At 67.4% G+C, this 19107-nt stretch carries 19 protein-coding genes and 2 pseudogenes; 12 read left to right on the top strand and 9 right to left on the bottom strand.

Annotation, left to right across the window (positions count from 1 at the left end):
• Nucleotides 1–62: 62 nt before the first annotated feature.
• From QP181_RS12755 to QP181_RS12720, 8 genes and pseudogenes are all read left to right on the top strand, one after another.
• Entirely contained in the window at nucleotides 63–1163 is a 1101-nt protein-coding gene (locus QP181_RS12755) for an AraC family transcriptional regulator (protein WP_132895637.1), read from the top strand.
• 123 nt (nucleotides 1164–1286) lie between these two features.
• Nucleotides 1287–2390, top strand: a complete 1104-nt coding sequence (locus tag QP181_RS12750; protein WP_333928736.1) for an efflux RND transporter periplasmic adaptor subunit — start codon at nucleotides 1287–1289, stop codon at nucleotides 2388–2390.
• Between the two features lie 3 nt (nucleotides 2391–2393).
• Entirely contained in the window at nucleotides 2394–3878 is a 1485-nt protein-coding gene (locus QP181_RS12745; protein ID WP_333928735.1) for an efflux RND transporter permease subunit, read from the top strand.
• A 10-nt stretch (nucleotides 3879–3888) separates the two neighbouring features.
• Nucleotides 3889–4791, top strand: a pseudogene (locus QP181_RS12740) (efflux RND transporter permease subunit); the annotation flags it as partial.
• 70 nt (nucleotides 4792–4861) lie between these two features.
• Nucleotides 4862–5440, top strand: coding sequence for an efflux RND transporter permease subunit (locus tag QP181_RS12735; protein ID WP_333929628.1), 579 nt, complete (start codon nucleotides 4862–4864; stop codon nucleotides 5438–5440).
• A pseudogene (locus QP181_RS12730) lies at nucleotides 5433–6026 on the top strand (TolC family protein); the annotation flags it as partial. The gene QP181_RS12735 and the pseudogene QP181_RS12730, both read left to right, overlap by 8 nt.
• 268 nt (nucleotides 6027–6294) lie before the next feature.
• Nucleotides 6295–6849, top strand: a complete 555-nt coding sequence (locus QP181_RS12725) for a TolC family protein (RefSeq protein WP_333929627.1) — start codon at nucleotides 6295–6297, stop codon at nucleotides 6847–6849.
• A 41-nt stretch (nucleotides 6850–6890) separates the two neighbouring features.
• Nucleotides 6891–7742, top strand: a complete 852-nt coding sequence (locus tag QP181_RS12720) for a MipA/OmpV family protein (protein WP_333929626.1) — start codon at nucleotides 6891–6893, stop codon at nucleotides 7740–7742.
• Between the two features lie 119 nt (nucleotides 7743–7861).
• Here QP181_RS12720 and QP181_RS12715 read toward each other — a convergent pair whose 3' ends face one another.
• Nucleotides 7862–8818 (bottom strand): bifunctional methionine sulfoxide reductase B/A protein, encoded by a 957-nt coding sequence (locus tag QP181_RS12715; protein ID WP_333928734.1) that lies wholly within the window; start codon nucleotides 8816–8818, stop codon nucleotides 7862–7864.
• Nucleotides 8819–9223: 405 nt separating this feature from the next.
• On the opposite strand from QP181_RS12715, the gene QP181_RS12710 reads away from it, so the two are divergent.
• The 3 genes from QP181_RS12710 to QP181_RS12700 all read left to right on the top strand — a co-directional run bounded on the left by QP181_RS12710 (nucleotide 9224) and on the right by QP181_RS12700 (nucleotide 11877).
• Nucleotides 9224–9892, top strand: a complete 669-nt coding sequence (locus QP181_RS12710) for a cell wall hydrolase (protein ID WP_333928732.1) — start codon at nucleotides 9224–9226, stop codon at nucleotides 9890–9892.
• A gap of 77 nt (nucleotides 9893–9969) precedes the next feature.
• Entirely contained in the window at nucleotides 9970–10536 is a 567-nt protein-coding gene (locus QP181_RS12705; protein ID WP_333928730.1) for a septal ring lytic transglycosylase RlpA family protein, read from the top strand.
• Between the two features lie 354 nt (nucleotides 10537–10890).
• Entirely contained in the window at nucleotides 10891–11877 is a 987-nt protein-coding gene (locus QP181_RS12700; protein ID WP_333928729.1) for an AraC family transcriptional regulator, read from the top strand.
• A gap of 11 nt (nucleotides 11878–11888) precedes the next feature.
• On the opposite strand, the gene QP181_RS12695 is transcribed toward QP181_RS12700, so the two are convergent.
• The 8 genes from QP181_RS12695 to QP181_RS12660 all read right to left on the bottom strand — a co-directional run bounded on the left by QP181_RS12695 (nucleotide 11889) and on the right by QP181_RS12660 (nucleotide 18169).
• The gene (locus QP181_RS12695) at nucleotides 11889–12638 is read right to left on the bottom strand and encodes a FliA/WhiG family RNA polymerase sigma factor (RefSeq protein ID WP_333928728.1); all 750 of its coding nucleotides are present in this window, start codon (nucleotides 12636–12638) and stop codon (nucleotides 11889–11891) included.
• The gene (gene flhA / locus QP181_RS12690) at nucleotides 12635–14695 is read right to left on the bottom strand and encodes a flagellar biosynthesis protein FlhA (RefSeq protein ID WP_333928727.1); all 2061 of its coding nucleotides are present in this window, start codon (nucleotides 14693–14695) and stop codon (nucleotides 12635–12637) included. The genes QP181_RS12695 and flhA overlap by 4 nt, the downstream gene beginning before the upstream one ends.
• A 3-nt stretch (nucleotides 14696–14698) precedes the next feature.
• Complete coding sequence (locus tag QP181_RS12685) at nucleotides 14699–15544, bottom strand: lytic transglycosylase domain-containing protein (RefSeq protein WP_333928726.1); 846 nt, start codon at nucleotides 15542–15544, stop codon at nucleotides 14699–14701.
• A gap of 221 nt (nucleotides 15545–15765) precedes the next feature.
• Complete coding sequence (locus QP181_RS12680; RefSeq protein WP_333928725.1) at nucleotides 15766–16083, bottom strand: flagellar protein FlgN; 318 nt, start codon at nucleotides 16081–16083, stop codon at nucleotides 15766–15768.
• The gene (gene flgM, locus QP181_RS12675) at nucleotides 16070–16387 is read right to left on the bottom strand and encodes a flagellar biosynthesis anti-sigma factor FlgM (protein WP_333928724.1); all 318 of its coding nucleotides are present in this window, start codon (nucleotides 16385–16387) and stop codon (nucleotides 16070–16072) included. The genes QP181_RS12680 and flgM overlap by 14 nt, the downstream gene beginning before the upstream one ends.
• A gap of 83 nt (nucleotides 16388–16470) precedes the next feature.
• Nucleotides 16471–16965, bottom strand: coding sequence for a flagella basal body P-ring formation protein FlgA (locus QP181_RS12670; protein WP_333928723.1), 495 nt, complete (start codon nucleotides 16963–16965; stop codon nucleotides 16471–16473).
• On the bottom strand, nucleotides 16962–17498 hold the full coding sequence (locus QP181_RS12665; protein WP_333928722.1) for a hypothetical protein: 537 nt from the start codon (nucleotides 17496–17498) through the stop codon (nucleotides 16962–16964). Before QP181_RS12665 ends, QP181_RS12670 begins: the two co-directional genes overlap by 4 nt.
• Entirely contained in the window at nucleotides 17495–18169 is a 675-nt protein-coding gene (locus QP181_RS12660) for a motility protein A (RefSeq protein WP_333928721.1), read from the bottom strand. Before QP181_RS12660 ends, QP181_RS12665 begins: the two co-directional genes overlap by 4 nt.
• A 598-nt stretch (nucleotides 18170–18767) precedes the next feature.
• Between QP181_RS12660 and QP181_RS12655 the strand changes: the two genes are divergently transcribed.
• Complete coding sequence (locus QP181_RS12655; RefSeq protein ID WP_277983067.1) at nucleotides 18768–19106, top strand: flagellar basal body rod protein FlgB; 339 nt, start codon at nucleotides 18768–18770, stop codon at nucleotides 19104–19106.
• The last annotated feature ends 1 nt before the right edge of the window (nucleotide 19107 follow it).

Below are 19107 nucleotides of genomic sequence, written 5' to 3'. Positions count from 1 at the left end.
GGTGGCTCCCACTTGATGCACCGTTTCCGCAGGCACCGGCCGTACCAACGGTCCTGCTAGACATGCCGGCAGCATCATGGTTTCCGCCGGTAATGATCGACCTTCTCTCCCCCACGTCAGACGCGATCGCTCAGCTGGACACGCTGTTCCGCGGCGGAGCGATCGGGCTGTTGCTGCTGGCGGCGGTGGTATTTGCGCGCGCCCCGGCATCGTTGCCGAGCCGGTTCGGGCTGGCGCTGACGCTGTGCACGGTGGTCGGCACGCTGGCAGGGTTGCCGCGCGCGCCGACCGCGTTCGATCCGCTGCTCGATCTGAGTTCGAGCGCGGCGATCCCGTTATTCTGGCTGTTCGCGCGCGCGTGGTTCGACGATGCGTTTCAGCCGAAGCCGATCGATCTGGCGCTGGCCGCGGCGTTCCTATGTTGCACGACGTACGCCAGCCTGCAGGGCCGTGGACTGGCCGCGCCAATCGAGGGGCTGGACGTCATGATTTACGCGGCGGGCATGGCGTTTGCGATCCATGCGCAGTGGCTGGCGTGGCGCAACCGGCAGGGCGATCTGGTCGAGGCACGGCGGCAGGCCCGGTCGATCTTCGTCGTGTCGATCGGGCTGATCATCCTGTGGCTGCTTGGGAGCGAGATCGTTGGCCGTGCGACGGGCGAGCTCGCGGTGTCGGGAATGGCTTCCGCTGCCGGGCTCTTCATGGGGGCGTTCGTGATCACCGCGCTGCTGTTCGGGTTGCGCCACCCGGAGGTTTTTCCGAGCGCGGTTGCAGCTCCCGACGTGCCGGTGGCTGCCACTGTCCCGGAGCCGCTCGACGCGACCCTCGAGCGCTCGCTCGCCCGAATGATGACCGAAGACCGTGCCTATCGCGACCCCGATCTGACGATCGGCGGAATCGCCGCGCGCGTCGACACGCCGGAATATCGCGTACGGCGGCATATCAATGGCGGACTCGGCTATCGCAACGTCAGCGACTATCTCAACGAACACCGCATTGCCGAAGTCCGCAGCGCGCTCGCCGACCCGACACAGGCGGACGTGCCGATCCTGACGATCGCGATGGATGCGGGGTTCGGCAGCCTCGTGATGTTCAACCGCGTGTTCAAGGACCGCCTCGGCGAAACGCCTAGCGCATTCCGACGGCGGCATCTGGAGGGCTGACCGCACCGGTTTCCAGGCATGATGACCGGTCGTTTTCGAAAATGACCGGTCGATTTCGAGGATTGGCAGGCCAGGATCTGCCCGGACCTTCAGGGCGACTGCGTTCACCAACGGGACGCGACGATGCCGAAGATCTCCACTGCCCCGACCGGGCTGCCGACCACGTTAATTGCCGCCGGTCTGACCCTGCTTGCCTGCGCCGGCTGTTCCTCCGAGCCGGTCGCCTCACCCCGATCGGACCCCACGCTGGTCGATGTCGTCACGATCCACCACGCCGGCGGTCAGACCGCAGCGTTCGACGGCGTGCTGCGCCCGCGCCGTGACATAGCGCTCGGTTTCAAGACCGGCGGCCGCGTGCTCGCGCTGAGCGTACAGGTCGGCGATCACGTTCGCGCCGGGCAGGTCATCGCCCGCCTGTCGCGTGCCGAGGCGATCGCCGATAGTGGACAGGCGCGGGCCGACCTCGCCGCCGCGACGGTGGAGGCGATCCGAGCCGGCGACGCCGCACGACGCGCGGCCGGGCTGGACGGAATCGGCGCGCTGTCGGCCGCCGAGGTCCGCGACCGCACGCTGACCGCCAGTGCCGCGGCGGCCAAGCGCGACGCAGCGCGTGCGGCGTTCGATCACAGCCGCGCGACGCTCGCCGACGCGGTGCTGGTCGCGCCCGAAAACGGCGTCGTGACCGAACGCGCGGTCGAGTCCGGTGCGGTGGTCGATGCCGGCAGCGTCGTCGTCCGGCTGGCCGCGGGCGCGCCCGAAATCGAGGTCCGCCTGCCCGAGCGCGTGCGGTTGAGCAGCGGGACGATGGCGGATGCGAGCTTCTGGTCCGCCTCCGAGACGATAGCCGAAGCACGGCTGAGGCTGATCGGGCCGGCAGCGGACGGCACGCTCCGGCTGCGGACCGCGCGGTTCAGCGTGCTCGGCGACGTTTCGCAGGTCCCGTTCAACAGTTCGGCGACGGTCACGTTGCGGCTGCCCGATCCCAAGGCGACGATCCGCGTGCCGCTGACCGCGCTCGGCGCGCAGGGCAGCCAGCCGCATGTCTGGTCTTTGTCGACGGTTGGCGACCGCGTCCACCGCCAGCCGGTGCACCTCGTCGAACTACGCGGCGACGACGCGATCGTCTCCGGCCTGCCCGATGGCCAGCGGATCGTCGCGAGCGGCGGCGACACGCTGTCGGAAGGGCAGCGCGTCGTCTTGGCCGGCGTCGTCCCAGGCGGCAACTGAGCGATGGACCGCTTCAACCTGTCGCGCTGGGCGATCCGCCACCCCGCACTCGTCGGCTTCCTGATCGCGTTGCTGTTCGCCGCGGGCACCGCGCAATTCTTCGCGCTCGGTCGCGACGAGGATCCCACTTTCACGCTGAAGGAGATGATCGTCGCCGCGGCCTGGCCCGGTGCGGCGCCGGCGCAGATGCGCGAGCAGGTCGCCGACCCGATCGAACGCCGACTGCGCGCGACAGAGGATCTCGATTTCCTCCAGACCTATTGCGTCGACGGGCGCTGCGCGATCCGCGTGTCGCTGAAGGATGGCGCGCCAAAGGACCGCGTGCCGGTGATCTGGCAACAGGTCCGCAAGCAGCTGAAGGATCTCGAGCCGGGTCTGCCGGCGGGGGCAACGGTCGCCGCCGATGACGATTATGCCGACGTCTATGGCTATGTGTTCACGCTGACCGGCGCGGACAATGCGCGGCTCGTCACGCTGGCCGAGCAGGCGCGCGACGCGGTGCTGCGCGTGCCCGGCGCGGGCAAGGTGCAGATCACCGGCGAGGTGCCGCGCCGGCTGTACGTCGATGTAGACTCGCGCCGGCTTGCCGCGATGGGCCTGTCGCCCGACGCAGTCGTGCAGGCGCTGGCGAAGCGCAGCAGCGTCGCGCCGGCGGGCGTGGTCGAGCGGTCGATGCGCGTCCCAATGCGGATCGGTGGTGCGGTCGACGGCGTCGATACGGTCGAGAATACCGCCGTCCCCGGCGCAGACGGGACGATCAGGGTCGGCGACATCGGCACGGTCAGCAACGGCTATGCCGATCCCCCGGACGGTCTGGTCCGCCACGCGGCCAAGCCCGCGGTGGTGCTGGCGATCGCGATGGCGCCGGGGGCCGACGGGCTCGGCTTCGGCAAGCAATTGTCGGAAGCCGCCGCGGCGTTCGGCCGGACGCTGCCCGCGGGCGTGACGATGACGCAGGTTCAGGACCAGAGCCAAAACATCCGCGAGGCGGTCGACGCGTTCCTGATCAAATTCTTTTGCGCGCTGACGGTGGTGTTGCTCGTCGCGTTCTTGACGCTCGGCTGGCGAACCGGCGTAGTGGTCGCGCTGTCGGTACCGCTGACGCTCGCGATCGTCGCGCTGTTCATGGGGGCGAGCGGGATCGGGCTCGAGCGGATCTCACTCGGCGCGCTGATCCTGTCGCTCGGGCTGCTGGTCGACGATGCGATCATCAGCGTCGAGGCGATGGTGGTCCAGCTCGAAAAGGGCGCGAGCCGGGCCGATGCCGCCGCCTATGCCTGGACGCACACCGCGTTTCCGATGCTGACGGGGACGCTGCTGACGATCGTCGGCTTCCTGCCCGTCGGGTTCGCGCAATCGACGACCAGCGAATATGCCGGCGGCATCTTCTGGGTGACCGGGTCGGCGCTGTTGGTCAGCTGGGTCGTCGCGGTCGTGTTCACACCGTATCTGGGCGTGCGATTGCTGCCCGAAGCGCGCGCGCCATGATGCGGATGCGATGTACGATACGCCGGTGTACCGGCGGCTGCGCAAGCTGGTCGATGCGTGCATGGCGCGGCGCAAGACCGTGGTCGCGCTCACGGCGGCGCTGCTGGCGGCAAGCCTGGCGGGCGCAATGCTGGTCCGCCAGCAATTCTTCCCGATCTCCGACCGCCCCGAAATCATCGTCGACGTCAGCCTGCGGCCCGGCGCGTCGCTGTCCGCCACCTCGGCGGCGGTGAAGCGGATCGAGGCGAGCATCGCGAAGGACCGCGATATTGCACAGGTAGACAGCTATATCGGCCAGGGCGCGCCGCGTTTCTATCTCCCCTACGGCCCCTCGCTGCCCGACCCGGCGACCGCGACGATGGTACTGGTCGCGCCCGACCTGCGCGCACGTGAACGTGTCATCGCGCGGCTGCTCGCAAACCACGCGTCGCCCGAGGCGAAGCTCCACGTCCGTCGCCTGTCGCTCGGGCCGAGCGCCGGTTTCCCCGTGCAATACCGCGTGATCGGACCCGATCCGGAGATTTTGCGGACCATCGCCGCGCGGTTGGAAGCGGTGCTACGCACGACGCCCGGCACGACCGCGGTCCAGGCGGATTGGGGGACGCCGTCGGTCGCGGTGCGGCTCGACCTCGACCCCGATCGGGTCGCGCGGCTCGGGCTCGATCGGGCGCGGCTGGCGGGCGAGGTCGCGACGATGCTGTCGGGCCAGCCGGCCGGTGACGTGCTCCGCGGGACCAAACGGATCGGCATCGTCGTGCGTGGCACGGCGCCGGATCGCAGCGATCCGGGGCGGCTCGCCGACATGGCGGTGAGCACGCCCGGCGGTCCGGTCCCGCTCGATCAGGTCGCGCGGATCGGCGCGACTACGGAGCAGCCGATCGTCTGGACGCGCAACGGCGCGCTCTGCATGACCGTGCAGGCGGACATTACCGGCGACGTCCAGGCCGGCGAAGTCGTCGACGCCGCCGCCGCGCGTCGCCGCGATCGCGACATCGCTGCCCGCCGGCTACCGGATCGAAGACGGCGGCGACGGCGAGCTGTCCGCCAAGGCGAACGATGCGATCTATGCGCTGCTGCCGATCACCTTCGCGCTGATGCTCCTGCTGCTGATGATTCAGCTGCAGAGCATCGGCCGGACGCTGTTGGTGCTGGCGACCGCACCGCTCGGGGTGATCGGCGCGGTGGTGGCGCTGGTGCTGACCGGCGCGCCGTTCGGGTTCGTCGCGCTGCTCGGGCTGATCGCGCTCGCCGGAATGATCATGCGCAACTCAATCATCCTGGTCGATCAGGTGACGCATAACCAGGCCGAGGGCATGGACCTGCCCGCAGCGATTGTCGCCGCGACGATCGGTCGATCGCGCCCGGTCGTGCTGACCGCGCTGGCGGCGGTGCTCGCGTTCATTCCGCTCTGCTTCAACATCTTCTGGGGGCCGATGGCGATCGTGATGATCGGCGGGCTCATAGGCGCGACGATCCTCACGCTGGTCGCCCTCCCCGCGCTCTACGCGCTCGCCTTCGATCGCACATCCGGCCTTCCGAAGGAGGACCACGACAATGCATGATCCGAAACTCTCATGGGTGCCGCTGCTGCTCGCCGTCGCGCTGGCGAGCTGTACGGTCGGCCCGAATTTCGCGCCGCCCGCGGCGATCCTGCCGCCGGTCTGGCAGAGTGTGGCCCCGGTCTCGGCTAGCACCGATGCGCGCTGGTGGCGGAGTTTCGACGACCCGGTGCTCGACGCGTTGGAGGCTCGAGCCGGTTCGGCGAACCTCGACATTGCCGCGGCGATCGAACGGATCACCGCCGCGCGGATCGAACGCGGCCAGGCTCGCGCCGCCGGGTCGCCGCAGATCGAAGGCCAAGCCGGCTATAGCCGCGAGCGCATCGGCACCGCGGGGATCGCCTCGGTGACGCAGACGCTGCTCGGCGTCACCCCGACGACGACCCCGCCCAAGGGCGTCGACTTCGATCTCTACAGCGCGGGCGTCGGCGCGAGCTGGGAACTCGATCTCTGGGGCGGCCATCGTCGCCAGGCCGAGGCCGCGCAGGCTTCGGTCGAGGCCACCGAAGCCGCCGCGCGCGGCGTGCACCTGTCGGTCGAGGCCGAGGTCGCGCGCACCTATTTTCAACTGCGCGGCCTGTGGGACGAGCGCCGCATCGCACAGGACGGGGTCGCACTCGCCGAGCGCAACGCATCGATCGCGCGCGCTGCTGGCTCGCGGTCTCGCCACACCGATCGATCTTGCCGCGATCGAGGAGAAACTGCGGGCTCTGCATGGCGACATCGTCGAGCTCGACCACCAGGCGGCCACGACGCAGTGCGCGCTGGCGATCCTGGTCGGTGGCACGCCCGATACCGCCCCGTTCGACCGCACGACGCTGCAACCGCAAAGCCCGCTCCCGGCGGCGGCGGTGCGCGTGCCCTCCGAGGTTGCCCGCACACGTCCCGACATCGTCGAAGCCGAAGCACGGCTTCACGCAGCGACCGCGCAGATCGGCGTCGCGCAGGCCGATTTCTATCCCAAGATCGACCTGACGGGCCTGTTCGATATCGACGTGCTGAACCTCGCCGATTTCGGCTGGAACGCGCGCAGCACGAGCATCGGCCCCAGTCTGTCGCTGCCGATCTTCTCCGGCGGCCGATTGCAGCGGCAACTCGACCTGCGCCGCTCGGAAGAGCGCACCGCCGCGCTCGCCTACCGCCAGACCGTCCTCAACGCCTGGCGCGAAGTCGACGACGCGCTGTCGGCGAACCGCGCCGCCGCCGAGCGCACCAGCCTATCCGACCGCGACCTCGCATCGCGTCGCCTGACGGTGGCGATGGTCGAGGCCCGCTACGCCCGCGGCGACATCGCGGCCTCGCCGCTGCTCGACGCCCGCCAAGCGGCCTTGTCCGCGGAGTTGGCCGTCGTTCGCCAGCGCGTCGCCACCGCGCTCGCGCACATCCAGCTTCACCGCGCGCTCGGCGGCTGACCGCTCGCCGCGCCGATCACATTTCAACCAAGGACCTTCTCATGCCCTATATCCAAACTCTGTCGCTCATCCTCGGCAGCACATTGGCGGCGTTCACCACGCTACCCGCCCATGCGCAAGACGCACCCGCCGATCCGTACCGCGATACCGTGACCGTCGGTGTCGGGGTCGCGGCACTCCCCGATTACGAAGGCTCGAACGACTATCGGATCACCCCGGCACCCGCCGCGATCGGGACGATCAAGGGCTATGGCTTCGTCCTGGCCGGCAACCAGCTGAGCGTCGACCTGATCAAGAACGCGCCGGGCCCGGTCTGGGACGTGCAGGCAGGCCCCGTCGCGCAACTCAATTTCAACCGTAGCGCCCTCGGCAGCATCGACGACCGCCGCGTCCGCGCGCTCGGCAAGCTTGGCGTCGCGGTCGAGCTCGGCGGCTATGTCGGCCTCGGCAAGACCGGCGTCCTGACCAGCCCCTACGATACGCTGTCGGTGACGCTCGGCTATCGCCACGACGTCAGCGGGGTTCACGATAGCGGCATCTGGAGCCCCGGCATCACCTATGTCACGCCGCTGTCGCTCAAGGCCGCGATCGGCCTGTTCGCCTCCGCCGACATCGTCGAACGCGGCTATGCGCAGACCTATTACAGCGTGTCCGCAGCGCAGAGCGCGACGAGTGGACTCCCCGTCTACACGGCCCGCGGTGGCCTCAAGAACTGGACGCTCGGCGCAATCGGCAGCTATTCGCTCACCGGCGATTTGCTGCACGGCGTCAAGCTGGTCGCAGGCGGCACCTATGGCCGCATGGCAGGCTCGATCGCGCACAGCCCGCTCGTCGCCATCGCCGGATCGCGCGACCAATGGCTAGGGACGCTAGGGCTCGCCTATACGTTTTGAGGATATCAACCCGGTAGCGTTGGTGAGCCCGTGACATGCGCCAACTGCGACGCGGACATCGCCATCCCTGGCAATCATACCGTTGACCGGCATGCCGTCGCGAGGTGGACTGACGTAACTTACGCCGCTTCGGCGCGGCGCGGCAGCTTCCAGTTCGGGCGGACGAAATGGCAGGTATAGCCATTCGGCTTGCGTTCTAGATAGTCCTGATGCTCGGGCTCGGCCTCCCAGAAATCGCCCACCGGCGAGAGTTCGGTCACGACCTTGCCGGGCCATAGCCCCGACGCCTCGACATCTGCGATCGTATCCTGCGCCACCGCCTTCTGGGCGTCGTCGGTATAGAAGATCGCGGACCGGTAGCTGGCACCGCGATCATTGCCCTGCCGGTTGACCGTGGTCGGATCGTGGATCTGGAAGAAGAATTCGAGCAGCATCCGAAAGTCGGTACGCGCCGGATCGAAGAAGATCTCGATCGCCTCGGCATGGTTGCCGTGATGGCGATACGTCGCGTTGGCGACCTCCCCGCCGGAATAGCCGACACGCGTCGAGACGACACCGGGCTGCGCACGGATCAGATCCTGCATGCCCCAGAAGCATCCGCCGGCAAGAACCGCGCGCTCGGTTTTGGCCGGCACATCCTCGACCTGATCGAGATACGCGGCATAGCCTTTGGTGGCCATCTCGCCCCGCGGGACGAAACGCAGTGCCGCCGAATTGATGCAGTAGCGCAAGCCACCGCGACTGCGCGGGCCGTCCTTGAAGACATGGCCGAGATGGCTGTCGCCATGCGCCGAGCGCACCTCGGTACGGGGGATCAGCATCGACCAGTCGCGTTTGGCCGTGACGTTGGCAGTCTCGATCGGTCGGGTGAAGCTGGGCCAGACGCAGCCGGAATCATATTTGTCGGTGCTGGCGAACAACGGCTCGCCCGACACGATGTCGACATAGATCCCCGCGTCCTTCACATGCAGGAGCGCGCCGGAACCGGGGCGCTCGGTCGCATTCTCCTGCGTGACGCGATATTGTTCCGGTGTCAGCGCGGCAACGGCGTCTTCTGTCTTGCGATAGCTGGTCATGGCGGCACTCCGTTGACCACAATGTGGTGCGCCGTGGCGGCGCTGTCGAGGTGCGGACGGCGACCGGGAGCCGCGGCGTTCGTCGAACCGGGGTCATCGCCCAGACGACCGGTTCGCGGTCTGGCCTCACGACAGCACCAAATCGACCCGTGTCGCGTCGAACCCTTGGACGGCGGCGAAGCGGACTGGCGCGGTGCAATTGGCGAACACCACGGTCTGGGAAACGATCGAGCCACTGACGCTTCAGCCCTGGCCTGGCCAGGCCTGGCCTAGCCCGGCCCGGCACCGCGATCGTCGTCGGACCGTTGAGGTTCGGCGGCTTCAGCCCGTCCGAGTCTCGCGCGGTGACAGGCGTTCCATGGCTTCCCCGTTGGCCTGAACTCTCTTCCCCGGTACAGGGACGGGATGACGAAGCGACGCGCGCAATCCTCGCACTTGCGGGCTCGGGGATCGCGGCAAGGCGCGTCGTCGGAACAATGGCTGCTGTTGCTCGGGGTCGCGGTGGTGGCCGCGGCGATCTTCGGCACGTTGACCGACCTGCCCTGGCCCGCGGCGACGATCGATCTACGGCGTCCCCAACGCCTGACGATGGCGCAGGCCCGCGCGTCCAACGCGCTGGTCCCGATTGCGGTGGCAAAGCGTCGTTCTGCGACGCGGTTTCGTTTCAAAGGTGGCCCTGCGGCACGCGAACAGGCAACCGAATGTCTCGCGACCGTGGCGCTGTACGAAGCCGGTGACGATCGTGACGGACAGCGCGCCGTGATCCAGGTCGTGCTCAACCGCGTCGGGGCGGCGGGCTTCCCCAAGACCGTCTGCGGCGTCGTGTACCAGGGCGCGAACCGCAAGACCGGGTGCCAGTTCTCGTTCTCCTGCGATGGTTCGCAAGTGCGCAGGCCCGAACATGATGGTTGGGACCAGGCCAGACGCGCCGCCCGTCGCGCCCTGAATGGGTATGTCTACGCACCGGTCGGTCGGGCAACGCACTATCATACCGACTGGATGGTGCCCTATTGGCGCGCGTCGCTCGTCAAGGTCGCGACGGTCGATTCACATATCTTCTATCAGCGGCGTTGATGGCCGGGGCACCGCATCGCCGCCGCGGTACTGTTCACACGCCCCGTTCCACATGCGCCGACCCAATGGGATCCGACATGCCGAAGTTTTCAAGATCCACGCTGTTCGTTGCAGGCTTGTCGTTCGCGATGACGGGATGCGCTGGCGGTACGTTCCGACCGGTCAACGACAGCCCCGTCAGGCTGGGCGCGGCTTACCGCGTCAAGGGCACCACCTATGTGCCGGTCGTCGACCCGGACTACGACGTGCTCGGTTATGCCAGTTGGTACGGAACGGAATCGGGCAACCGGACCGCAAGCGGTGAACGTTTTCGCGCGGATTGGATAACGGCGGCGCATACGACGCTGCCGCTGCCGACTTATGTCGAGGTGACCGCGCTTGATACCGGGCGACGCATCATCGTGCGGATCAACGATCGCGGTCCGTTTGTCGGCCGTGCCCGGATCATCGACCTTTCGCGCGGTGCTGCGGTCGGTCTCGGCGTGCGGTCCGCCGGTCCCGCCGCCGTGCGCGTGCGTCGCGTCGAACCGAGCGAGGCCGACCGCGAACGCCTGCGCAAGGGAAAATCCGCGCGTGCACTCCCGCCGATTTCCGAACGTGAGCGGCTCAACCTGCGATCGCAACTTACCGCCGCAGGCTTCTAAACCGGTTGGTCGCGCAGCGCGGCGCTTTACATCGGGAAAGCCTTTTCCGCGGCAGCACCGCGAGGTCAGGGCGGCACATGCAAGCAGTGGGGGCGGGGATATCGCGAAGGGTCAAGCGGTAGTATCGAAACGATAGCGTATCTAATCTTTCGCACCTGCCGCATAGAGGGGATCTACCGCGCTGAAGTCATGGTGATCCTCCATCGTTGATGATCTCATGAAAGGTGGGGAAGTGCCGGATTTATCCAAAATCTTACCGGCAAGTGCCTGATCCGCGTGTTTTAATTGTTACTCGCGTTGCACTGTGCGAACCGCACACAATAAGGCACCACAATCTATGTTAAGGCCTGATGAATGAAGGCAGAACAATTTGGCGGCGGAACGCAGGCGCGGGGCCTGTCCGCATCGGCGTTGGATATGCCGCCCGGGCTTCACGTCCGCTATGCCGCGCCCGACCGGACGCTTGCCGAATGTATTACCGGCTACGCGATCTATGCGGCCGAAAGTTGCGACGCGATGGTCAACTGGTATCTGCCGTCGCCGCCGATGCTGTCGATCGTGCTCGATGCCGGCCCGATCACCGTATCGCTCGGCAATCATCGGTTCGGTCCGCTCGATCCCGTCAGTCTCTATGGACCGATCAGTCGTGCGTTCCGCACCGTGACGCATGGCGGGATCGCGGTGGGGATTGGTATCAGTGCGCTCGGCTGGGCGCGCATGACGCAGCGGCATGCCAGCGATTTTCACAATCGGATCGTCCCGGCGAGCACGCTACTCGGGGCGGACTTCGTCGAGCGGCTGCGCGAGGGGCTCGACCTGCTCGACGACGAAGCGTCGATCAAGCCGCTGCTCGACGACATGCTCGCGCCGCTGTTCGCGGTCCAGAATCCGCGTGAGCCGTTGATCCGCGCGTTCACCGCCCTGACGATCACCGATGGCGTGATAGAGATGAAGGATGTCGCCGATCGGCTGGGCGTGCCGACGCACGAACTGCGACGCGTGGCGACACGGTATTTTGGCATGCCACCCAAGATGTTGCTGCGCCGTGCGCGGTTCCTGCGATCGTTTATCGGCTTGATCCGCGACGAAGGGCTCGGCGATTATTCGAAGATCGACAGCAGCTATTTCGATGCATCGCACTTTCTGCGCGATTCCGGGACATTCCTCGGGACGACGCCGCGGCGCTTTCTTGCGGCGGAGACGATCTTCCTGCGTGCGAGCCTGCGCGCGCGATTGACAATTCTGGGTGCGCCCACCGCGACGCTCCACGACGGCATCCCGCGCACGCGCGTTTCCCATCCCCACCGCGACGATGACATGCGCGCCCAGCCCGAAATCTAACGCACCGGTCTTCAAACCGCGCGAGCTAGCGCCTTCTTCAATTTTGCGTGCGCCAATGCCTTGATCTGGCAGACGCGCGCCGAGCCGACGCCGAACACTTCACCGATCTCCTCGAGGTTGAGTTCCTCGACGTAATAGAGCTGGATCACTTGCGCTTCGCGTTCGGGGAGCGCGGTGATCGCTTTGATCAGGGCTTCGCGCAGGTCGCTGTCGGCAAGTTGCTCGAATGCATCCGGGGTATCGTCGGCGAACCAGGGGAGGTCGTCGGCGTACATCTCGTCGATCGAGTCGAAGCGGATCGAGTCGGCGGTGACGTAGTCGGTGCGGAGTTTCTCGATCGTCACGCCGATATGCTCTGCGATCATGTCTTCTCCGGGAGCCTTGCCCGTGCGGGCGGTGAGCGTCGAGATCGCCTCGGCATATTGGCGGCGGCGACGCATCGCGCCGCGCGTCGACGTGGCCTGGCGGCGGAGTTCGTCGATCATGCTGCCGCGCAGGCGGGTGATCAGGTAGGTCTTGAACGGCATGCCGCGTTCGTCGAAATTCGCGGCGGCCTCGACCAGCGCGACCAGGCCGACCTGGATCAGGTCCTCTACCTCGACGCTGCTGCTCATGCTGCCGTGGACGTGCCAGGCGATCCGGCGGACGAGCGGCAGGTGCTGTTTGACGAGCTGGTCCGCGTCGCCGCCGGGGCGTTGATGCGGGCGGTACGTCAAAGGCTGGGCGTCTGCGAAGGCGCCGCGCATCGGGAGGGCGCTCATGCTGCAAGCGCCTGTTGGGAAGCGCCGATGACCGCGACGACCTCGACCGCCTTTTCCTCCGGCACCTCGAAGAACGACATCACCGGCGTATCCGGCAGGCACGTTCGCACCAGCTTGCGGATCGCGATCCGGATAGTCGGCTGGACGACCAGCGCGAACGGTTTCGCCTCGGCGATCAGCGGTTCGGCGGCGCGTTGCAGCGCCTCGACGATGCGGCGGCCGAGATCGGGTTCGATGACGTGGCGGCGCGATTGATCGGCGCGCATCGCCTGGCCGAGCAGACCTTCCAATTGACCCTCCAAAGTCATGACGCGCAGCGGTTCGCGCACGCCGCACAGTTTCTGGATGATGAGCGCGCCGAGTTCGGGACGGATCGTCTCGATGATCTCTTCGGCGTCCTGCGTGCGCTGCGCCGCGACCGCGATCGCGCCGGCGATGCGGCGGAATTCCTTGAGCGGCACGTTCTCCGCGAGCAGGCCTTTCAGGACCTGCGTCAGCGTCGTGATCGGCAGCGGCGCGAGTGCGGCGACCAGCTGCGCGGCGCGCTCCTTGAGGCCGTCGAGCAGCGCCTGCACTTCGTCTTGGCCGAGCAGGTCGGCCGCGTTCTGGCCAAGCAAATGGTTCAGATGCGTCGCCATCACGGTGCCGGGATCGACCACGAGATAGCCCGCACCGGTCGCGGCATCGGCGTCGCCCGCGTCGACCCAGGTCGCGTCGAGCCCGAAGGTCGGGTCCTTGACCTTCTTGCCGAACAGGTCGCCGAACGCCTGGCCCGTGTCGAGCGCGAGCATCTCGTCGGGCGAGACGGTATCCTCGCCGACGACGACGCCGTTGACGAGGATGCGGTAGACGTAGGGGGCGAGGTTGATGTCGTCGCGGACGCGGACCTGCGGCACGACGAACCCGAGTTCTTTCGACAACTGGCGGCGGACGCCGGTGATCCGCCCCATCAGTGGTGACCCGCGACGCTCGTCGGCGAGCGGCACCAGGCCGTAACCGATGTCGAGATTGACCTGCATGCCGTCGGTGACTTCCTCCCAGCCGATCTTCGACTGGTCGATCGTCTCGACGGGCACGACGACGACGGGGGCGGGGCGCCGCTCAATCTGGCGCAGCTTCCACGCGGCGAATCCGGCGATCGTCGCGGCGGGCAGGATGACCATGTGCGGCATGCCGGGCAGGATGCCGAGCAGCGCAAGGATGACCGCGACCGGGGTCCAGGTGCGTGGGCTACCGAACTGGCCACCGATCTGGCCGGCGAGATCCTTGTCGGAGGTGACGCGCGTGACGATCGAGGCGGCGGCGATCGACAGCATCAGCGACGGCAGCTGCGCGACGAGCGCGTCGCCGATCGCGAGCAGGATGTAATTGTGCGCGGCATCGGCGATCGTCATGCCGTGGCTGACGGGCCCCAGGATCAGACCGCCGATAATGTTGGCGGCGAGGATCAGCATCGCCGCGACCGCGTCGCCCTTCACGAACTTCGACGAGCCGTCCATCGAGCCGTAGAAATCGGCTTCGGTGGAGACTTCGACGCGGCGCGCCTTGGCTTCGTCGGGGGTGATGAGGCCCGCGTTGAGGTCGGCGTCGATCGCCATCTGCTTGCCGGGCAACGCGTCGAGCGTGAAGCGTGCGCTGACTTCGGACACGCGGCCGGCGCCCTTGGTGACGACGATCATATTGATGATCATCAGGATCGCGAAGACGAAGATGCCGACGACGTAATCGCCGCCGATCAGGAACGTGCCGAACGCCTCGATGACGTGACCCGCCGCGCTCTCGCCCTCGTGGCCATGGACCAGCACGATGCGGGTCGAGGCGACGTTGAGGCCGAGGCGGAAGAGGGTGGCGAACAGCAACACGGTCGGGAAGGCGGAGAAGTCGAGCGGCTTCTGCGCGTTGAGCGCGACCATCAGCACGGCGAGGCTGATCGCGATGTTCGCCACGAAGAAGATGTCGAGCATGAACGCCGGGATCGGCACGACCATGACGAGCACGAGCAGCAGGATCGCGAGCGGCAGGACCGACGCGCGGGCGTTGGAGAGGATGCGGTTCATCGCTTAGCCGCCCAGCCTTGCGAGCATCATGTAGGCGAGGCGCGCGGTGTCGGGCGTCGGGCGCAGGACGTTCACCGCGGTCTGGGCCGTCTTGCCGGTGAACCTGCCCATCGCGGTAGTCGCCCAGGCGAGTGCGTCGTCGGCGCTTTCGTTGTTGCCGGTGATGACCGTGCTGCCGTTCATGTCGAGCGCCTGCGCGGCATAGTTGGCGGGTGTCGCGGTCGCGCTTGCCCCTGCGGCGGCGCCACCGAGCTTGTCGGCGAACCGGTCGTAGATCGCCGACAGCGTGCGCGGCTGGTTGTTCGAATCGTAGAAGACGTTGTGGTTCGCACGCGCCGCGGCGGGGAACAGCGCGGCGCCGCTCGCCTGCGGGTTGGCCTGCATCGTCTTTAGGAACTTGGTCGCGCCGCCGAGCCCCATGAAGTGCGCCATATACAGGTCGGTGCCGGAAGCCGGCCGGTTCAGCGTGCCCTCGAGCGAGGTCTTGTTGTCCGACGCATATTCGGCGGCCATCAGCGAGGCGGCATTGGGATCGTTGCGCAGCGCGAGGATCGCCGCCTTGGTGCCGGCATCGCCGACCGAGAGGCGGCCGCTCGACGACTGGCCGATGCTGTTGGCGGCCCACGCCATGCCGTGCTCCGCGCCGTGCTTCTTGACGACGGAGAGCCAGCTCTGTTCTATGAACTGATAGAGCCCCGATGCGCTCGACGTGCCGGCCTTGGCATTGGCGTTGAGCCCGCTCTCGAGCTTCGCTTGGCCCAGCAGATAGTCGAAATCCACGCCCGTCTTGCTGCTTGCAAGCGCGATCGCGGACTGGATCCGGCCGGTAGTGATAGGATTGACGGTCATGCCCGTGTGCGGTGCCCCTGATTCAGGGGATACTCAGCAAGGGGCGTGCCAGTTTCCGCGCTTGTCGCCCGCCAGCACTGTGGCGCTCATTCAAAAGACCGTCACCCCAGTGAAAGCTGGGGTCTTTCGCGGCGAGGATGCGCCCTATCACGGGGATACCCCAGCTTTCGCTGGGGTGACGGACATTTGGGGGAAGGGGGCAGTGTCAGACGGTCGCGATGTTACGCGTACGCTGCCCTAAGTCCCGGCCGGTACCCGGCAACGGCACCGTCGCCGGTCAGGGTTTGCAGGCGGCGGCGAACATTTGCCGCCATCAGATTGGTATAGATCCGGCAGGTTTCGTTCAGCCGGTTCGCTTCGTCCGCCAGCTCGCGGATCTCGGTGCCGGCGGGGCCGGTTCCCAGGAGTGCGACCTGTTCGATCCCGGCGAGCTTGTCCGCGGTCGCGCGCTCGAGGCTGGCGACGTCGTTCGACTTCAACGCGGAAATCTCGGCGTGCAGCGCGTCGATCACGCGGATCAGGGCTTCACGCCGCTTCATTGGAATTCCAGGCGAGGCTGAGCGCCATCAGCCGATCGGCGATGGTCGCGGGAAGGATGGGGAAGGTGCCGCTGGCGATCGCCTTCTTGATCTCGGCGACGCGCGTCGCATTGACCGGTGGCGACGAGGCCATCGTCTTTGCCAGTGCCAATGAGTCCGAGAGGACCGGGTTCTGCGCCTGTGCCGCGGCTTGCGGCGAGGGCCGTACCGAAGTCTGAACGGGCGTCGTCGGCGTCGTGGCGGCGACGCGCGCGACGGAGCGATCTCCTGCTACTGACGGCTTCGCACCGATCGAGTCCACCATGTCCGCATCCTCTGGTTTGCGCTGACATGAGAAGAAACGACCGCACCGCGAAAAGCTTTAGCAAAATTAATCTGTTCGAAAATTTAGTTCGACCAGCCGGGCAAAGTCGCGCGCCCCGCCTCTACGGCGATCGCCTGGACCGGCGTCCGCGTCGCTTCCACCTTGACCATGAAGCGGCCGCCTGGCGCGGCATCGCCCATCGCGACACCTTCGCGGCTGATCGAAAAGCCCTCGGTGCCAGCCTCGATCACGATCGGATCGCCGCGCTTGATGACCGGCGCGGCCTTGGCCACGGGTACGAACGACGCGGCAATCGCGGCGGGAGCGTTCGCCGGCCGGATCACGGGCACGAAGATCCGCCATGATGGCCCTTCGCACGAGACGACGACCGCATCATGCTGTTCGGTACGCCACGACAGCGACACCGTCGGGCAGGTCGCAAGCCGCAGCCGGACATCGACGGGCGTGCGTGCGCCACCCTCGGCGCCGATCGGGCGCCCGGTAAACGCGGTGACCGAGCGATCGAGCGCGGCGGTATCCTGGAAGCTCGCGGCCATGAGCAGGAACGGGATGATCATTGCGGTGTCCTTCGAACTGGGCCCGTTTGGAGTTCGCCGACAAAGGCGACGGAGACGATCGCGGCGCGGCGGCCGGGTTTGGTGGCGGTGACGATCGCCACGCGCGACGGCGCGACCGCGGCGAGCGCGGCGGCGACGGTGCGCGCGCGGTCGGCGGCGAGGATCGCGGCGCTACCGGTGACGCGATCGATATCGGCGGGCGTACCGTCGGTGGATCCGGTAACCGTGAGCATCACGCGGGGATCGCGTGCCGCTTCCCGCGCCCAGGCGACGAGCGCGCCGGGCGTGGTCGGCAGGATCGCCGAGCCGGGCGCGAAATCGAGGATCCCGGCGGCGGCGACAGGCATCGGCGCGGGCTCGGCATCGTTGGCGCCAAAGCCTTCGCGGATACCCTTTGCCAAATCCTTGCCGCCGATGTGCTGGGTCGCCTGCAGGAGCACGAGGAAGCCGACCAGCAACAAGGCGAGGTCGGCGAGCGTGATCAGCCAGAGCGGCTTGCCGGTCGGCGCATCGGGATAGTCGCTGGCGTTCATGCCACGGTAGCCAGGGTCGGTGCCAAGCTTGGCGCGACATAGCCCCGCGGCGTCTCGCGGTCGGCGAGCGCCACGAGCGGCGCTTCGATGCGGGCGCGCTCGAAGGCTTCGTTGCGTCCTTGCGCGCGCAGGCGGTTGGCGATCGGCATGAAGAGCAAATTGGCGAACAGCGCGCCGTACAACGTGGCGAGCAGCGCAACCGCCATCGCGCCACCGATCGCGCCGGGATCGCTCATCGTCGCGAACATCTCGGCCAGACCGATCAGCGTGCCGATCATGCCCATCGCGGGGGCGACCTCGGCAGCGCCGGCCCAGACGTCGGCGGCGGCGACGTGGCGCTCTATGCGGGCACGGCGGCGGTGCTGGACGAGCGTCGAAACGTCTGTCGCCGAGGCTCCATCGACGATCGCGGCTATCGCGGCGGCGACGTCGGCATCGGCAATGACCGAGCGATCGAGCGCCATCACGCCGTGGCGCTTGGCGATCCGGGAGAGCGCGGTGATCTGCTGGAGCAGCGGGTCCGCATCGAACCGACCGCGGGCGAGCGTCGTGACCGCAACGAGCGCGCGGCCGAGATCGCGGAACGGGGTACGGAGGATGACCGCCAGCGCGGTGCCGCCACCGACGATGGCGAGCGCTGCTGGGTCGAGAAGTTGGGCGAGCGTGATCATGTGCGAGGGGCGATGCAAGGGGTGTGCCGGATTTGGTTTCCTCCGTCATGCCGGGCTAGTTCCGGCATTCACCGTGCCGCGTAGTCGATGGCTTCGGATGCGTGGAACGGTGGACCCCGGAACAGGGCCGGGGTGACGGAGTGGGTTGCGCGGGCGTTTGGCGCGGGAGCAATCCGCACAAGCACCACCCCGGCGAAGGCCGGGGCCCAATTGGGGGACGTCGCTAACTGAGGGTGCGCTTCGTTACTGCGACCTCTCCAATTGAGCCCCGGCCTTTGCCGGGGTGGTGGCAGGGGTGAGCGGCGGCGCCCGCTTCTGTTCCCCCGCGAAGGCGGGAGCCCAGACTGGGTCCCCGCCTTCGCCGGGAAACATCGTGATGGCGCGGGCCGGCAGTTCGGTTTGCTGCTTTAAATAGGCCACCGCATCAACCGGCAACCCGATTGCCGCTTACCCCTGCAGCACCGGCAACCGCTTGCCGCTCGCCTTGCCGCCCGCTTGCCGTCACCCGGCAAACCGCCATCCGCCACCCTCGCGCCAAAAACTGGCACGGCCATTGCTTATGTCCGGTTGCGCAATGGTTGCGCCGGGAGACGGGCTTGTGTCAGGCGACACGCTTTTCGGGGTTCATGGGGCGGCACTCGAGGTGCGCTCGCAGCGCATGGGTGTGCTGGCGTCGAACATCGCCAACGCGTCGACGCCCGGCTTCAAGGCGCGCGACATCGATTTCCAGTCGGCGCTCGCGTCGGTCGAGAATGATGGCAGCACCAGCGCCGCGACCAAATACCGCGTGCCGACGCAGACCTCGATGGATGGCAACACCGTCGAGCTGAGCCAGGAGCAGACCGCGTTCGCCGAGAACGCCGTCCAGTATCAGACGACCCTGTCGTTTCTGAACGGGCGGATCGGCCAGATCACGCGCGCGCTGAAGGGGGAATAAG

The sequence above is a fragment of the Sphingomonas sp. LR55 genome, assembly GCF_036856015.1.
Classification (GTDB): domain Bacteria; phylum Pseudomonadota; class Alphaproteobacteria; order Sphingomonadales; family Sphingomonadaceae; genus Sphingomonas.
Note: the sequence above shows the minus strand (reverse complement) of the source record. Positions and strands in the feature narration are given on the sequence as shown.

What these genes read in the sequence shown, in the direction of transcription:
- QP181_RS12660 (WP_333928721.1), bottom strand. Translation starts at nt 18,169, where the DNA reads ATGATCACGCTCGCCCAACTTCTCGACCCAGCAGCGCTCGCCATCGTC.
- flgM (WP_333928724.1), bottom strand. Translation starts at nt 16,387, where the DNA reads ATGGTGGACTCGATCGGTGCGAAGCCGTCAGTAGCAGGAGATCGCTCC.
- QP181_RS12665 (WP_333928722.1), bottom strand. Translation starts at nt 17,498, where the DNA reads ATGAACGCCAGCGACTATCCCGATGCGCCGACCGGCAAGCCGCTCTGG.
- QP181_RS12720 (WP_333929626.1), top strand. Translation starts at nt 6,891, where the DNA reads ATGCCCTATATCCAAACTCTGTCGCTCATCCTCGGCAGCACATTGGCG.
- QP181_RS12700 (WP_333928729.1), top strand. Translation starts at nt 10,891, where the DNA reads ATGAAGGCAGAACAATTTGGCGGCGGAACGCAGGCGCGGGGCCTGTCC.
- QP181_RS12745 (WP_333928735.1), top strand. Translation starts at nt 2,394, where the DNA reads ATGGACCGCTTCAACCTGTCGCGCTGGGCGATCCGCCACCCCGCACTC.
- flhA (WP_333928727.1), bottom strand. Translation starts at nt 14,695, where the DNA reads ATGAACCGCATCCTCTCCAACGCCCGCGCGTCGGTCCTGCCGCTCGCG.
- QP181_RS12670 (WP_333928723.1), bottom strand. Translation starts at nt 16,965, where the DNA reads ATGATCATCCCGTTCCTGCTCATGGCCGCGAGCTTCCAGGATACCGCC.
- QP181_RS12755 (WP_132895637.1), top strand. Translation starts at nt 63, where the DNA reads ATGCCGGCAGCATCATGGTTTCCGCCGGTAATGATCGACCTTCTCTCC.
- QP181_RS12750 (WP_333928736.1), top strand. Translation starts at nt 1,287, where the DNA reads ATGCCGAAGATCTCCACTGCCCCGACCGGGCTGCCGACCACGTTAATT.
- QP181_RS12710 (WP_333928732.1), top strand. Translation starts at nt 9,224, where the DNA reads ATGACGAAGCGACGCGCGCAATCCTCGCACTTGCGGGCTCGGGGATCG.
- QP181_RS12715 (WP_333928734.1), bottom strand. Translation starts at nt 8,818, where the DNA reads ATGACCAGCTATCGCAAGACAGAAGACGCCGTTGCCGCGCTGACACCG.
- QP181_RS12680 (WP_333928725.1), bottom strand. Translation starts at nt 16,083, where the DNA reads ATGAAGCGGCGTGAAGCCCTGATCCGCGTGATCGACGCGCTGCACGCC.
- QP181_RS12695 (WP_333928728.1), bottom strand. Translation starts at nt 12,638, where the DNA reads ATGAGCGCCCTCCCGATGCGCGGCGCCTTCGCAGACGCCCAGCCTTTG.
- QP181_RS12685 (WP_333928726.1), bottom strand. Translation starts at nt 15,544, where the DNA reads ATGACCGTCAATCCTATCACTACCGGCCGGATCCAGTCCGCGATCGCG.
- QP181_RS12705 (WP_333928730.1), top strand. Translation starts at nt 9,970, where the DNA reads ATGCCGAAGTTTTCAAGATCCACGCTGTTCGTTGCAGGCTTGTCGTTC.